The organism is Sulfitobacter sp. R86518, assembly GCF_042466275.1.
In the GTDB taxonomy this organism is placed as follows: domain Bacteria; phylum Pseudomonadota; class Alphaproteobacteria; order Rhodobacterales; family Rhodobacteraceae; genus Sulfitobacter; species Sulfitobacter pontiacus.
The window spans coordinates 1,137,731-1,152,796 of the sequence record NZ_JAXHCA010000005.1 but is presented as its reverse complement, the minus strand read 5'-3'; the positions used below and the strand labels follow the sequence as shown (position 1 = coordinate 1,152,796).

The window sequence follows — 15,066 nt, the reverse complement described above, 5'->3', positions numbered from 1 at the left end:
GTGATCGCAGGCCCCCAGACGGCGCACCATCGTCATCGTGGTGTAGCCAAATACACTGAATCTCATTCACAACCACAACGATAAGCCGTGCTACCGCGCTATGGCCGAGGCCTTGATCGCGCTGTGTGCGTATCGCTTATTCTTAAAGCAAATATTGTGGTAGAGTTGGTTAAGCGGAGGGAGAACGCTGTGATGGACGATACAAAGCCGAACCAATCGGACCCAGGGTGGTCTGATTGGTTCGCCAAAAAAATGGAAGAACCCGGCCCCAGAGAAGAAGAATTCTTTGAGCGAATGCGGCGTGTCGCGGAAGTGCGAGATGAAATCATGGCCTCGGTCCAAATGGTAGATCAAGATAAAGCTGCCGTTTTGCTGGGGTTATCGGAACCGGACCCCTCTGACATATTGTTTCGTCGACAAGTCAGATTTAAGATCTTTCGCTTCAACATTGATGGGCATCCGGCCTATCCATTGTTCCAGTTCGACGTAGCCAAGCTACGCGTCTATCCGGCACTTATAGAGGTAATGAAGATGCGCCCAGAAGACTGGGGTGGTCAGATGGCGCTCTTACATTGGCTCACCCTGCCCAACCGCAACCTCGGTGATGCACGGCCCTGCGATCGGTTGGCGACAGATGCGGATGCCATTTTGACTTCCTTTGAGGCGGAAATCTCCGAACCTCTACCTATGTAAGAACAGCCACTCAAAAACTGGCCAGATACTGGGAACGAGGAAGCCCCAAAAGGCCACGCCTCGCGGATTGCTATTGATAAAGGAATGTATGACGCCTTGTCCGGAGTGGGCTGCAGCTCAAAATTGCGCTACCTGGATTACCACGCAATCGGCATCCATGTTTAATGATAGAAGCTGCCTTGGCAACAAGCGCTTCGGAAGCGAAGTTCCGAACACACGGTCAGGTTGCGGTCCGATTTCAGGAGCTTGCTGATCTGGGTTAACCTATACCCGTTCGCGAAAGCGGTGATCCTCCAGGTCATGTAGCCATGCGGCTCAATCCCATTTACTTGGCAGGGTTCTATGAGAGAGGCTTGGATGAACCAGTTTTGCACCCCGGCTTGGTCACCGGCAAAGATCTTGTATTGACGACAGATGGCAATGGGCCGGATGGTGCGTTCGACTTTGTTGTGGTCCTTCTCAATCGTTCCGTCGGTTAGAAACAGGATCACCACACCCCACTGTTTTGCAATGTGTTTGAGGATCGCGCCAGAAGGGGGGATTGAGCTGAGACCTGCCCCCTTCCCTGTGCCAACCAGTTTTTGAAGTTCGCGAAGATCGGAACGGATGTGTCTATTCGGACAGCCAACCTTTACGATGAGGGCATGCTGCGGATTTGTGTATCGATGCGATATGGAGCTGCAATCTGCCTCAGCCATTCCAGCGCAATCTGCGCTCCGCAACTTTATTGCCTCCGACCCTGTCAGGTATAAAACATCAGGGACACTGATTGTTTCACAGCGCGCTCACTCCAACGCACCTATCCTTGGACTGTCAGATTGTGCAAGCGAAGGTCAAACGGCTCGGCTATTGATGGCCGGTGCGGGATGTTGCAACATTTTGAGGTCACGCCTCGCAACGTCTGTTTGGGATAGACATTGCTCCCTACTGGCACGTGATTGGCGCGCTGCACCAAAGGGATCACCGAGGTACACAGCTAACGTCAATGCTACCTCGAGCTTGTCGTTTTCGTGTATCCTGCACGCCTACATGAGGCCCAGTGGGACATATTCTCACATGGTGTACGAATATTTCGACAAACCGAAACTTTTCAATGCATCCCGGAAGTATACTTCTTCTGTGATCTTTAGCTGCCTAAGCACCCAGCACGGCGCGACATTCCGCGCAGCATTCCAAGATGTTGGTAGATCATGCCATTGACCACCGCTAACTGGCCTCGATGAACACCGGACGATGATTACTGCACCCGAAGCGATATCGGATGAAAATCGGTGGCGACGCTGCTAAAACAATTAACGCACAACATTAGTGATTGTCGGGATGGATAAAAATCTTATGGGCGAAGATGTCAATATATAGGCCAGAAATAACAATCACGCACCAAATATGGTATCTACTGACTGCATCTTAACGCATTTTATGACGATGGTGCCCCCACACGGACTCGAACCGCGGACCTACTGATTACAAATCAGTTGCTCTACCAGCTGAGCTATAGGGGCACTGAGGGAGCGTTTAAGAGATTGCTGCGAGCCGTGCAAGAGGGGAAATGTCAATTTTTTGCAGTTTTACACAAGTCGCAGGAAAGGCTATTGGAAAGCCGGTATCAGTAAGGGTGAGAAGACGTTCATGCAGTTGATTTTGCACACAGGTGCCCATTACACCGAAGAAGACAGGCTGCTGAAAAGCCTCCAGTCGAACCACGATCTTTTGACGCAAGCGGGCACCCATGTGCCGAGCCCCGCGACCTATCGTGGTCTGTTTCGCGATACGTTGAATGCGATGTATAAAACATCCGCCTCGGACGGGGCGCGGGATGTCTTGCTGGACGCGGTCATGGGAGATTCCGACGCGGATCGGGTGATCTTTTCCGACGCGAACTTCTTTCGCACCCCTGCGACGGCGGTTGTTGAAGGGATGCTTTATCCCGCTGCCCCCGTCCGGATGATGCGCATGGCGCAGCTTTTCCCTGAGGATGAACTGCAGATTTTCATGGGCATCCGCAATCCCGCGACCCTGCTGCCGGTGCTGTATGATGTGTCGGCCGATAAATCTCCGCCGCAGTTCTGGGGCGACAAGGATCCGCTGGATGTGCGCTGGTCCGACACGCTGGCGCTGCTACGTGATTCCGCGCCCGAGATTCCCGTGACCGTATGGTGCAACGAAGACGCCCCCCTGATCTGGGGCCAGATCATGCGCGAGATGGCGGGCCTGCCCACGATGGCACCCTTGGACGGCGAATTCGACCTGCTGGAAACGATCATGCGCCCCGAAGGCATGAAACGGTTCAAATCCTATCTCGCCTCCCACCCCGAGATGACGACGGCAGAGCACCCGCGCGTGATCGCGGCGTTTCTGGACAAATACGTGATCGACGACGCGCTTGAGGAAGAGCTGGACATGCCCAGCTGGACCGAAGAGCTGGTCGAAGAGATGACCGAGGTTTACGACGAAGACGTTGCGCGCATTCAGGAAATTCCCGGCGTGCGGGTGATCCTGCCATAACGGCGGGACCACCGTCTAAGGTCAGCTTTCAAATGGCAGGCTGCGCAGGGTTACCTTGCGGGCCTCGTCCGCAATGACCACGTGGAGCGACGCTTGCTTTGCATCCGATGCGATCATCCCGACGCCGATATTGGCCTTGAAACGTTTGGAATAGACGTAGTCGCTAAGCACGCCGCGCGGCTGGCCTTTATCGTCCAGCACGGGAATCGAATGTGCCGCCCCCGTCAGTGGCGCGCCCGCGATGACAAAGCCTGACCTTTCCCGTTGTGCGCCTTCATCCGCAATGCGGCGCAGCGCCTCTTTGCCGATAAAATCCTCGGGGGTCTCGAGATCGACCAGCTTGCCCAGACCGATGTCATACGGGGTGCAAGGGTTGGTCTGAAGACGACCATCCGCACCATAGGACACCAGCCCGCTTTCGATCCGTTCAACGTCATTGGGCGCACCGGGGCGGATGCCAAAGGGCGCGCCTGCGGCCTTTACCATTGCCCATAGTTCGCCCCCGCGGCTGCTGTCCTGGAGATACATCTCGAAGCCGCCCTGTTTCGACCAGCCCGACCGCGCCAGCACCAGCGGGATATCCCCCAACTGCGTTTGCTTGAACCCGAAATACCTCAGATCGCGCACCCAGTCGCCGAACAGCGCGGTGATCACCGCCTCGGCCTTGGGGCCCTGAACCGCCAGCGGGGAGACGTCTGGCTCAGCCACGGTCACGTCCCACCCGCGCTCCGCCGCGATGGCGCTGGCCCATAAGGCGATGTCACTGTCCGCAATCGACAGCCAATATCGATCCTGCGCCAGCATGAGCAGCACGGGGTCGTTGATAAGCCGCCCCTGATGGTCGCACATGGGCACATAGCGCCCCTGCCCGATCCGGGTTTTCGACATATCGCGCGTGGTCAGATACTGGATCAGCCGCGCCGCATCCGGCCCGGACAGCTCGACCTGCCGTTGCGCCGCGACATCCCACATGGCCACACCGTTCATCAGCGCGTCATATTCCCCCTCGGGGTCGCCGTAATGCGCTGGTATGAACATGTGATTATAGACCGAGAAACAAGCCACACCCTCTGCGACAGTCGCGTCGAAATAGGCGGATTTGCGATTATTCGGGCCAATGCCGATCTGAAACGTCATGGGGGGAGATCCTTTTACCAAGGCCCACCGTACCACCCCTGTGCCCTAACCCAAGGCGCGGGGGTCAGGGCCCATTGATGCCAGCAGGCGGGCGTTCGCTTTTTCTGACACGGCAAAGCCCCGCACATCAACCGGCATCCTCCCAAAGGTTGGGATGCGCGGGCAATGGCGGGGCCTAGGGTGTGTCTAGGGTGTGAAACGCCCCCTTCGGCATCCTTTGCGACAGGGGCGCGTCAGGTTACTGCGCGGCCAGCAGGTCGGGCACGCTCAGCAGCACCACTTCGTTATCCGCAGCGGCATCCAGCTTGCGCCCGGATGAGAACGGCAGGTTGTTGTCCACGGCGACCATGATATGCGTCTCGTCCACCCGCATCACGTCCTCGATGGTGAAGAACGGCAGGCTGAACCGCCCTGCCTCGCCGCCATCGGTTTCGATGCGGGCCTTACCCTCGGGGTCGGCGATGTTCATCAGGTCGATCTGACCAATGCGGCGCACATAGCCCTCGGCATCCACATCGGCAGTATCGATCAGAACCACATGCTTGACCATCGCGGGGTTCGGGAAACAATCCGCCTGCGGGTCACCAGCGCATTTCAACGAAGGCTCGCCCTCGCCATTGTCACGCTCGATCACCAGCGCGCGGGTCTCGTCGATGAAGTTGAAGTCACCGATCGCCGTGGCCCCTTCGGCCAGCTTGAACTTAAAGCCCTCGCCCGTCCAGTCGCGTGCCTCGGGGTCAAAGGCCATGACGCGCAGGAAATCACCTTCGTTCTCGCCGCTCGCGGCCAGCAGAGGTTTCTCAAGCATGGCCCACAGCAAACCCGTTTCAGGCTGCAGCGCCATGCCCTCGTACCCGCCCGAGCGTGGCACGGTCCAATCCGTCCCCTTCACCGATGTGGCCGAGATACCGGGCGTGTCCGGCCCTTTCAGTTGAACACCATCCACCATCGTCGGATAGACGCCCTTGATCCGCCCGTCCAATGTGGCCTCGATCAGATAGGGGCCGAACTCCTCGCCGATCCAGATGCTGTCGCCGACGCGCTGGATGCTTTCGAGATCGAAATCCGCGCCGGTCAGATAGCGGCTGTCTGTCCCGCCATAGGAAATGCGGAAGGGCACTTTGAAATCGGGATCATGCAGAAAAACCGTTTCCTTGATCTCGACCTCACCTGTGTCGAAATCAGCGTCCATCCGGCTGAAGAACAACAGTGTATCGGGGCTGTTCGCCTTGGAGCCAAAGCCGTTGTCCGTCAGTACATAGACCGACCCATCCTCGGCACGGTTCATCGCGAAACCGGAAAACCCCTGCAACGGCTGGCCAATGAAGGGCAGGTTCAGCCCCGTCAACCGTTTACCATGTAGCCCGCCCGTATCGCCCGGCACCGACATCGGCACGCCATTGCGCGCGCCACCAGTGAATTTACCACTGATCCACGCATCCTTCGGCGCATCCGCAGGCGGCGCGACAAGGCTCAGCGCAGGCAGGTAGGCATGGCCCGCAAGCGTGGCGTCAAACGTCTCTTGCGCGGCAGCAGGGACGGCCAGAAGGGACAAGGCAAGAGGAACAATAGGGTGTTTCATTAGGGCTCTCCGTTAAAGACGGCCCCTGATGCGCGATTCTGGTAACAGCCGCGTAACGCAAAGGTGACGGTTCCACGACAGGCGCGGAATTGGGGAGAGGCGCGATGGATAGGTGGGATAATGGCGGAGGAGGTGTCCGCCTTTCAACATTCCACTAAATTCCAGTAAATTACTAAATTCAATAACTTAACAACAATATAAGTCTTGATTGTTCCAGCGCCGCCCCCCATATTCCAGATAATAATGGGGGACGGAATGGCGGACGAGAAACCAGCAATCGAACGAACCGAACCAAGCAAGCGGGCAGAAAAGGTGCTGTCCGCTGCATTCGTGCGTAGCGTCACCGCCCCCGGCAAATACACCGATGGCCACGGGCTGCTTCTAAAGGTCGATGCGTCTGGTGCAAAGCGTTGGGTGCAGCGCATCATGATACGCGGCAAGCGGACAGAGATAGGCATGGGCAGCGCATCGCTTGTCACCTTGGCAGAGGCGCGGGAAGCCGCCCTGCAGAATCGCAAGCTGGCGCGTTCGGGTGGTGACCCACTACAATCCAAACGCGCCTCAGAGGCTTTGCTGACGTTTGAGGAAGCATCGCGCAAAGTTCACAAGATCCACGAACCAACATGGCGCAACAAGAAACACGCTGCGCAATTCATATCGACGCTGGAAACCTACACCTTCCCCCGCATCGGCAATTTGAAAGTCTCAGAGGTAACCACGGCGGACGTCTTGGCAGTGCTGCAACCCATCTGGTTGGAAAAGCCAGAAACGGCGCGGCGGGTACGTCAACGCATCGGCACCGTCATGAAATGGGCCGTGGCAAACGGATGGCGGCAAGACAACCCAGCGGACGCCATCGCCCAAGCCCTGCCTAAACAGGACAAGACCCAAGCTCACCGCAAAGCCCTGCACTATGACAAGGTGCCTGAATTTCTCGACGCTCTCAAAGCGTCTGATGCAGGGGACGCCACCAAGCTGGCGTTAGAACTGGTTATTTTAACGGCGTCACGGTCTGGCGAGGTGCGTTTGGCGGAATGGTCGGAGTTTGATCTGGACCAAGCCATCTGGACGCGCCCAGCGCACCGCATGAAGTCGAAGAAAGAGCATCGGGTCCCCTTATCGCCCCGCGCACTTGAGGTGCTGTCACAGGCACGCAAACTGGGGCCTAGCGATGGTCTGGTGTTTCCCGGTACCAAATATGGCAAGCCACTGTCTGACATGACACTATCAAAGCTGACCAAGGCGCTGGGGTATGACGTTGACGTGCACGGGTTTCGTACCTCATTCAAGACATGGACCCAAGAGCGCACCAACACGCCCCGCGATGTATCAGAGGCCGCACTTGCCCATACGGTAAAGGACAAGGCAGAGGCCGCATATGCGCGGTCGGATTTCTTTGACAAGCGTAGAAATCTGATGGAACGCTGGCATGCATATTTGAACGGTCTCAAAAACTCTATCGTGAGGATTTCTTAGTGTTTGCTCCAGTGGGCTGGATAAGCCTTAATGACATCGTTAGCCAACTCAAATGGATAATTGCTGAAGACTTATACTACGGTCTGATCGATTATGATGGCGAAGATATCTTTGAGTTAGTTTGGTTGTTTACGCTGGAAACAGATGAGATTGCAGTTTGCCTTCCGAGCGGTGAAGCACTTCCAGCGTCCAGAATGCTATTACACACATCAGATCCTAGCCTTAGTGCAAACGATCATATTGACCTGATTGTGGGGACAATAGGTTCCGCTCATGCAGCGAAGCAATCAACGAAACCACTGTCAGAATTTGAATTAAAAAACCGCTATGGACCATTTCTGCATCTGCCAGTCATTTTCTTGGAAGCTAGCTTCACGGAATTCTGTGAACAACTACAAGGAACGTCGCGAAGTTCCAACGATCCAGATACGGTTTCTGTTAGTTCAGTTCAGAACCTCTCTCCTGCTCCGAACCTCTCACCTAAAGCGGTCTCAGAGGGTATCATTCAGCTCTTTGATAATGGCGAGCTTAGTAAATTTGATGACGCAAAGGACCAACTAGGCAAGGAAATGAGCGTTCGTCAATTCAGGTTCGCTTGGAACATGGCAAGGTTACATCGTCCTGACATATCAAAACCCGGTCGAAAGCCTGCCCGAACCATATCGTGACAGAGTATCGAAACAAAAGTTAAATCCTGCTGGCTATTTCGAAGTGACATTCCAAGTCATTTCAAAGCGGTATCAACAATACCGGAGAAATAAGAAATGACCAAAAGACATCTGCGCCGCCCGCAAGTTGAAGCGACCACAGGACTTAGCCGTAGCTCAATCTATGACATGATGAAAAAGGGTGAGTTTCCTAGACCTATCCGCATCGGCAAACGCGCCGTGGCTTGGTCAGAAAGAGACATAACTGATTGGTTGGCGAATCGGCCTACGTCCCATGGGGCCAACAAATAAGCAACGCCCACGCTGTAACAAAACTGGCGCGGGCGCTGGGTAGTCTAGACACCTTCCAATTACCGCGCTGCAATCCACAAAACAAGGATTCAGTAAATGAAAATCCGAGTAACGCTCCTGAGCGAGCAACCCCGCACGTTTGAACTTGATGGCCGTTTAGGCTGGGCAACAACAAAGCTTGTTGAAGCTGGCGCAAAAGGCGTCACCCCTTTTACGCACCCTGCGCCGCGTTGGTCCAGCTACGTCTTTAGCCTGAGGGAACTTGGCATCCCGATAGAAACCATCATGGAACCGCACGAAGGCAACTATCCCGGCGCTCACGCCAGATACGTCCTGTCCTGTAGCGCTCAGGTGCAATTGCTAGGGTCTGAGGTGCTAACATGAGAACCGAACCCACCACACCGCCTCTGCCCCCTGTCACCCCATTTGAGCGCCACCTTATGCACAAGCGCAGACTGCCAGACCGTTGGGCGCGCACCTACAACGAACTACGCGGGGGGCATCGCTAATGGGCAAAAGCCAGCGCAAGACTGACAAAGAACAATACACCACCTTGCCCTATGCGCAGCTAAAGTCTGAAGCATGGCGGTCTCTTTCGGGGGCCGCTATCAAGGTTTGGCTGGAACTGCACACTCGTTTTAACGGCGGCAACAACGGTAATGTGAGGCTGTCTATGAATGAGGCGGTTAAGGCGCTGGGCATATCCAAAGGCACCGCCCAGCGCGCTTTTGTCGAACTTGAGGAAAAGGGGTTCATTGCCCTGCAAAACCCTGGGAACTGGTATCACCGAAAAGCGCATGAATGGCGGCTCACCACCAAGCGGATGCAGACTTCCAAGGGCATTCAAGTGGCGACAAACGATTGGCAGAAGTGGCGCGCAAAAACAAAAGACGGTCCACCTGAGTACCCGGCACCTTCGCCGATGGGACCACCTCGATACCCATAGCCCGCCTCTGGGTCCATTAAAGAACCCGTCAGGACCATTTCACAGTCGCGGCTGGGTACTCAGGTGGGACACTAATACTAACCACTCTCAGGAACGAGATATCCTATGAATGGAGTCTGCCGAAACAGACTTTAACTATCCAAGACTTGGAGCACTTTTTCACAAAAAACCAAGAAATCCACTAATGATTTCGGCAGGTATCAGGAGCATTGATGAGCAGAGTTGGTACAGTACACCGTCCAAGGAAACAGAAGGCTGAGGATTGCATCTCATTAAGTATAGAGGATGTTCACCGATCAGGCCGCTTGCGCCCCGGTAGTGGGGGCTGCTGGTCATATTTTGTAAATGGCATAGAAGTTAGCCGAGTGGGTTACAGGGCTGAGTTTGACCGCTTTATCTTAGAATACAAAGCGCGAAAAAACGGGGGCGATTGGGAGCATGTCACTCTAATCATCGCAATTGCTCGAACCCGCTGCCATTTTGGTGGAACGCGTCCCTACTTCATCTGCCCAAGCGTCAAAAACCGCATTCCTTGCGGCCGCCGCGTTGGTAGGCTTTACTCAGTCGACAAGTATTTTTTTTGCCGCCACTGTGCAAACGTCACTTACACAAGCCAAACAAAACCCAGTCATGAGCGCAAGTTACGCCAAGCAAGCAAAATCCGCGCATCGCTAGGTGGTGAGCCGGGGATGGCCAAAAGCATTCCCCCAAGACCAAAGGGCATGTGGCAACAGACGTATCGAAAAAAGCGTTCCAAGATTGAGCGCTACGAGAGCCAAGCGGACTATCATTTTCTCAGCAAATTTGACCACCTTCTCAGCGCTGAGGAACGTGAGATGTTTTTACGGCCGGACACCAAATAGCATTTTTCACACGACCTCTGGTTGACGTTGCAAACTACGCACCGTCTAGTGGAACGTATTGGTATTCGTGGGAATAATAATGACGCCGCAAGAATTTATCAAAAAATGGCGCAACGTTGAGCTGAAAGAACGCACCGCTTCACAATCACATTTCAACGACCTGTGCGGCTTGTTGGGGGTCGAAGACCCAGTATCATCTGATAAAAAAGGCGACTGGTTCACATTCGAAAAAGGCGCTTCCAAAACAAGCGGCGGCGAAGGCTGGGCAGACGTCTGGCGCAAAGATTGCTTTGCATGGGAATACAAAGGCAAGCGCGCCAACCTCGACAGGGCGTTTGACCAACTGCTGCAATACGCAATTGCACTGGAAAACCCTCCCCTACTGATTGTGTCGGACATGGATGTGATACGCATCCACACCAACTGGACCAACACTGTCCAGAACGTCCACAAAATTGCCCTAGAAGACCTAACGGACGCCGCCAACCGTGACTTGCTGCGCAATGCCTTTCTTGATCCCGAAAAGCTGAAACCTGTCAAAACCCGACAACTGCTGACCGAACAGGCCGCAAAGAATTTTGCTAACCTTGCCCAGCGCCTGCGTGAACGCGGCCATGAGCCGCAAGAGGTCGCGCATTTCGTCAACCGCCTTGTGTTCTGTATGTTCGCCGAAGACGTGGACCTGCTGCCCAACAAAATGTTTGAGCGGATGATAAAGACTGCACGCCCGAAACCCGAAACCTTTGCCATCCATGCCAAGGCGCTATTCGGTGCCATGAAAGTCGGCGGGCTGGTCGGATTTGAAACCGTCGAATGGTTCAACGGCGGTCTGTTTGACAGTGACCACGTGCTGCCACTGGAATGGGAAGACCTAGACGACCTGATACGCGCCTCTGCGCTGGATTGGTCCGACATTGACCCCTCGATACTTGGCACCTTGTTTGAACGTGGGCTGGACCCGGCGAAACGTAGTCAACTTGGCGCGCATTACACCGACCGCGATAAAATCATGCAAATCGTCAATCCCGTGATTGTCGAACCATTGTTGGCCGAATGGGCAGAGGTAAAAGCGCAGATTGAAGTTCTCCTAGATAAAGCGCCGAAAGAGACCAAGGCTAAACTTTTGCGAGACAAAGAGCTTGCCGCCCGAACCCGCGCACTCGACAAGGCGGAAAAACTACATCTTGGCTTTATCGCACGGCTGAAGGCGTTTCGCGCGCTGGACCCTGCCTGCGGCTCTGGCAACTTTCTTTATATCGCTTTGCTGGAACTCAAAAACATCGAGCATCGCGTCAATCTGGAGGCAAAGGCGCTGGGCCTGCCGCGCGGCTTTCCCCAACTGGGGCCGGAGGTGGTGCTGGGGATCGAGCTGTCCTCCTATGCGGCGGAGCTGGCGCGGGTGTCTGTCTGGATTGGTGAAATCCAGTGGATGCGGCGCAACGGGTTTGAAGCGGCCAAGAATCCGATTTTGCGCACTCTGAATACGATTGAGAACAGGGACGCCGTGCTTGCGCCAGACGGGACGCGGGCGGAGTGGCCCAAGGCGGATGTGGTGATTGGGAACCCGCCGTTTTTGGGCAACAAGCGAATGATTGCAGAGCTTGGCGAGGACTACACTCAGGAGCTAAGAAAGGCATTTTCGGAAGCGTCAGGCGGTGTTGATCTGGTAGCCTATTGGTTTGTGAAGGCGTGGGCACAAATTCAATCAGGAGACTTAACTCGCTCAGGCCTAGTTTGCACAAATTCAATTCGTGGCGGTGCCAATAGAGAGGTTTTGAAACCCATTGTGGAAGGTGGGCAGATATTCGAGGCATGGGCAGATGAGGAATGGACCGTTGATGGAGCCGCAGTCAGGGTCTCCTTAATCTGCTTCGATGGATTGAAGGCTGAAAAAACGAAATTGAATGGAAGCGATGTCGAGCAGGTTTTTTCGGACCTTACGGCGAAAGTTGGTGACTTCGACCTAACAGATTCGGTTCGTCTGTTAGAAAACAAGAGTTCTGCTTTTCAAGGACCTGTGAAAATTGGCCCCTTTGACATAAACGGTGATTTGGCCCGAACTTGGATCAAAGGCCCTCAAAACCCAAATGGCCAGTCGAACATCGCTGTCGTGAAACCGCTTTTGAATGGAGCTGACATTACAAGACGGCCATCTGGACGTTGGATAGTAGATTTTGGTGTTTTGCCTGAAACAGAGGCATGCCTGTTTGAAGCACCTTTTGAGTATACACTTCGAGAAGTGAAACCGCTCAGAGACAAGAACCGACGCGAACGACGTAAGAAATTTTGGTGGCAGCACGGCGAAACAGTTCCAGGCTTCAAAAAGGCTACTACAAACTGCACCCGAGCGATATTCAGTCCACGCGTTGCAAAATATCGTATTTTTGTCTGGGCATCCTCGGATGTCGTGCCAGACTCAGCAGTAGTTGCAATCGCCCGCGACGACGACACTACGTTTGGCATACTACATTCCTCCTTCCACGAACTCTGGTCCCTGCGCATGGGTACATTCCTAGGCAAAGGAAACGACCCCCGCTACACCCCCTCAACCACATTCGAAACTTTCCCCTTCCCCGAAGGCCTCACCCCCAACATACCCGCCGCCGACTATGCCGACGACCCGCGCGCCGTCAAAATCGCGTCCGCCGCCGCCCGTCTGAACGAATTACGCGAGAACTGGCTCAACCCCGCTGATCTGGTGGACCGCGTGCCAGAGGTGGCGCCGGGCTACCCCGACCGCATCCTGCCCAAAGACGAAGCCGCCGCCAAGAAACTCAAGAAACGCACCCTGACCAACCTCTACAATGCCCGCCCCGCATGGCTCGACCACGCCCATAAGGCGCTCGATGAAGCGGTGGCGGAGGCCTACAGCTGGGGCGACCACTGGCGCGCTGGCTTGCTGACAGAAGACGAAATCCTGTCCCGCCTATTCAAGCTGAACCAAGAGCGCGCAGCGGCTGAGGGCAAAGCAACCACCAAGAAGCCCTCAAAGTCCAAAGCAAAGGCCAAATCAAAAAAATGATCAATTTCACCCGCCCAAAACCAATTTCTCTCAAGAACCACCCTGTCTATTCCGAAAACTGGGTTCAGGACATCATTGCAGATGATCCGTCCATCCTTGGTTTGGGTGAAATCGTTCTGCGTGACCGTGAACGCATTCATCCACGTGCCGGGCGGTTGGATCTGCTGATGCAAGACCCGGAGACCTACAAACGCTATGAGGTCGAATTGCAGCTTGGATCTACTGACGAAACCCACATCATCCGGACCATTGAGTACTGGGATATTGAACGGAAACGCTACCCTCAATATGAGCACTGCGCTGTCATCGTTGCCGAAAACATCACCAGCCGCTTCCTGAACGTTATATCTCTGTTCAACGGTGCAATGCCAGTCGTTGCCATTCAAATGCAGGCTTTTGAGGTGGGCGAACACGTGACGCTTGTGTTCACGAAAGTGCTGGACGAGATGCGGCTTGGTCTGGTCGATGAAGATGAAGATGCCATAAGCGCCCCAACCGACCGTTCTTACTGGGAGAAAGAAAAAGGAACTCCAAAGACAGTCGCACTGATGGATCGAATGTTCAAAATCGTGCAGGAAGGTGATCCAATTTGCGAGCTTAAATACAATAAGTTTTATGTAGGCCTCATCAAAGATGGCAGAGCAAACAACTATGTCGCCTTCCGTCCGAAAAAATCCTTTATGATTTTCGAGCCTAAACTGCCCCAAACGGGTGAGGTGGATGCACTGCTAGCAGATGCAGGCGTTGAGACCCTTGAATACAGCGCCCGTTGGGGGAACTATAGAATTCGTGTCACCGACAAGGATTTGAAAACTCATGAGGAAGTCTTCCGTGAACTTATCAACCGCGCGCGAGATTTGAGGGAAGGCTAGATTGAAAGAGCTTTCACCCATGGGCCTGTTGGCGCATATCCGCCCCCTGCCGTACAGTTGCACCCGCTGCACAGAACTTGAAAAAGCAATCGGAGTTGGCGTTGGGTTTTCTGGTGCTTGGTATAGGTCTCAAAAAGAGCACTGGATTGGATGGCTATCTGAATATGATGGTCTCGGCGCGTATAGGCGTGAAACCAAAGTGCTCAGAGGTGCTTCCTATGCATATAACCGCATCCAGTGCGCACCCATGCTGTTTTGGTTGTCTGAGGCGCTGAGCGCACCTGAGGCACAGCTAGACAGCGCGTTTGATGCTGTAGTGAAGTCTCCTCGCCAGGGAGGGTCTCAATGCGCGGCTTTGCGGAAAATTTCACCATGGAAGGTGGCCGAAGATCTTTTGAAAGATCGGGAATACTCGTTCGCCGAAAGAGTAAAAATCAAGGTATGGTCTAACTTCTGAGGTGACACGTAGTCGAATAAAGCCAGCGCGCCAAATCCGCACTAAGTCAACATGTTGAATTGGGCGAACAACACAGCCTTTCGATGGGTAACTAACCCACCAAGGTGTCCGGAGTTTCACCTAATCCAAGAGCACGCTGCAAACAACATATTATAGAAAGCAGCTCAACTTCTCAGGTGTTACGATAATGAATACCGCTGGAGTTTGAGGGAAATTTAGCCGCCTGATAAGTGGAAAGGAAAGTGAACCTATTTGCCCCACGTTGTCGACCCTGTGATCGTGAGGGCTTTAGAACGTAACGAAAATCCCTCACTCAACCAGAACAGCCTGGTCCCTATCGGCATTTTGCATAGCTTGAAGACGCTCTGAAAGATCGACATCGCGCTTTTTGGATTCGCTTAGCGTATCGAAGTGGGCTACTGTTTTTTCGAAAGAATTTGAGAAGTTGATTGGTTTTTTTTGTTGTTTTGACTGCATGGTTTTTCTCCCCTGTTATCTTGTTTGAACACAGCTTCGCGAAAATTGAAACGTAGAAAATGAACAGAGAGTGCGCT

15 protein-coding genes and 1 tRNA gene are annotated in these 15,066 nt (G+C 54.1%); 11 read left to right on the top strand and 5 right to left on the bottom strand.

Annotated features, from left to right (window positions below; translation table 11 throughout):
- Positions 1 to 192 precede the first annotated feature (192 nt).
- Positions 193 to 693, top strand: coding sequence for a hypothetical protein (locus SJY36_RS06485; protein ID WP_386173750.1), 501 nt, complete (start codon positions 193 to 195; stop codon positions 691 to 693).
- A gap of 161 nt (positions 694 to 854) precedes the next feature.
- On the opposite strand, the gene SJY36_RS06480 is transcribed toward SJY36_RS06485, so the two are convergent.
- Together SJY36_RS06480 and SJY36_RS06475 are read right to left on the bottom strand one after the other, a co-directional pair.
- On the bottom strand, positions 855 to 1,391 hold the full coding sequence (locus SJY36_RS06480) for a transposase (RefSeq protein WP_386173748.1): 537 nt from the start codon (positions 1,389 to 1,391) through the stop codon (positions 855 to 857).
- Between the two features lie 728 nt (positions 1,392 to 2,119).
- Positions 2,120 to 2,195: transfer RNA gene (locus SJY36_RS06475), tRNA-Thr, on the bottom strand.
- Positions 2,196 to 2,322: 127 nt separating this feature from the next.
- Between SJY36_RS06475 and SJY36_RS06470 the strand changes: the two genes are divergently transcribed.
- On the top strand, positions 2,323 to 3,198 hold the full coding sequence (locus SJY36_RS06470; protein ID WP_005852722.1) for a hypothetical protein: 876 nt from the start codon (positions 2,323 to 2,325) through the stop codon (positions 3,196 to 3,198).
- 21 nt (positions 3,199 to 3,219) lie between these two features.
- Here the strand turns inward: SJY36_RS06470 and SJY36_RS06465 are convergent, their stop codons facing one another.
- Both SJY36_RS06465 and SJY36_RS06460 read right to left on the bottom strand, forming a co-directional pair.
- A complete protein-coding gene (locus tag SJY36_RS06465; protein WP_386173746.1) occupies positions 3,220 to 4,335 on the bottom strand; it encodes a glycine cleavage system protein T in 1,116 nt (371 codons plus the stop codon).
- 238 nt (positions 4,336 to 4,573) lie between these two features.
- Positions 4,574 to 5,917 carry an esterase-like activity of phytase family protein gene (locus SJY36_RS06460; protein ID WP_386173744.1) on the bottom strand — a complete coding sequence of 448 codons (1,344 nt, stop codon included), beginning with the start codon at positions 5,915 to 5,917 and terminating at the stop codon, positions 4,574 to 4,576.
- A 255-nt stretch (positions 5,918 to 6,172) separates the two neighbouring features.
- On the opposite strand from SJY36_RS06460, the gene SJY36_RS06455 reads away from it, so the two are divergent.
- From SJY36_RS06455 to SJY36_RS06415, 9 genes are all read left to right on the top strand, one after another.
- Positions 6,173 to 7,393, top strand: coding sequence for a tyrosine-type recombinase/integrase (locus SJY36_RS06455; protein ID WP_386173742.1), 1,221 nt, complete (start codon positions 6,173 to 6,175; stop codon positions 7,391 to 7,393).
- The gene (locus SJY36_RS06450; protein ID WP_386173740.1) at positions 7,393 to 8,061 is read left to right on the top strand and encodes a hypothetical protein; all 669 of its coding nucleotides are present in this window, start codon (positions 7,393 to 7,395) and stop codon (positions 8,059 to 8,061) included. Before SJY36_RS06455 ends, SJY36_RS06450 begins: the two co-directional genes overlap by 1 nt.
- Positions 8,062 to 8,157: 96 nt before the next feature.
- Positions 8,158 to 8,352 (top strand): helix-turn-helix transcriptional regulator, encoded by a 195-nt coding sequence (locus SJY36_RS06445; protein ID WP_386173738.1) that lies wholly within the window; start codon positions 8,158 to 8,160, stop codon positions 8,350 to 8,352.
- A gap of 96 nt (positions 8,353 to 8,448) precedes the next feature.
- On the top strand, positions 8,449 to 8,736 hold the full coding sequence (locus tag SJY36_RS06440; protein WP_386173736.1) for a hypothetical protein: 288 nt from the start codon (positions 8,449 to 8,451) through the stop codon (positions 8,734 to 8,736).
- 124 nt (positions 8,737 to 8,860) lie between these two features.
- Positions 8,861 to 9,298: a helix-turn-helix domain-containing protein gene (locus SJY36_RS06435; RefSeq protein ID WP_386173734.1), complete on the top strand. Its 438-nt coding sequence runs from the start codon at positions 8,861 to 8,863 to the stop codon at positions 9,296 to 9,298.
- A 212-nt stretch (positions 9,299 to 9,510) separates the two neighbouring features.
- Positions 9,511 to 10,161 carry a hypothetical protein gene (locus tag SJY36_RS06430; protein ID WP_386173732.1) on the top strand — a complete coding sequence of 217 codons (651 nt, stop codon included), beginning with the start codon at positions 9,511 to 9,513 and terminating at the stop codon, positions 10,159 to 10,161.
- Positions 10,162 to 10,240: 79 nt separating this feature from the next.
- Positions 10,241 to 13,183: a class I SAM-dependent DNA methyltransferase gene (locus tag SJY36_RS06425; RefSeq protein WP_386173730.1), complete on the top strand. Its 2,943-nt coding sequence runs from the start codon at positions 10,241 to 10,243 to the stop codon at positions 13,181 to 13,183.
- Positions 13,180 to 14,055, top strand: coding sequence for a hypothetical protein (locus SJY36_RS06420; RefSeq protein ID WP_138923652.1), 876 nt, complete (start codon positions 13,180 to 13,182; stop codon positions 14,053 to 14,055). The genes SJY36_RS06425 and SJY36_RS06420 overlap by 4 nt, the downstream gene beginning before the upstream one ends.
- A gap of 1 nt (position 14,056) precedes the next feature.
- Positions 14,057 to 14,512 carry a hypothetical protein gene (locus tag SJY36_RS06415; RefSeq protein ID WP_386173728.1) on the top strand — a complete coding sequence of 152 codons (456 nt, stop codon included), beginning with the start codon at positions 14,057 to 14,059 and terminating at the stop codon, positions 14,510 to 14,512.
- 309 nt (positions 14,513 to 14,821) lie between these two features.
- Here the strand turns inward: SJY36_RS06415 and SJY36_RS06410 are convergent, their stop codons facing one another.
- Positions 14,822 to 14,989: a hypothetical protein gene (locus tag SJY36_RS06410; protein WP_386173726.1), complete on the bottom strand. Its 168-nt coding sequence runs from the start codon at positions 14,987 to 14,989 to the stop codon at positions 14,822 to 14,824.
- Positions 14,990 to 15,066: the final 77 nt, after the last annotated feature.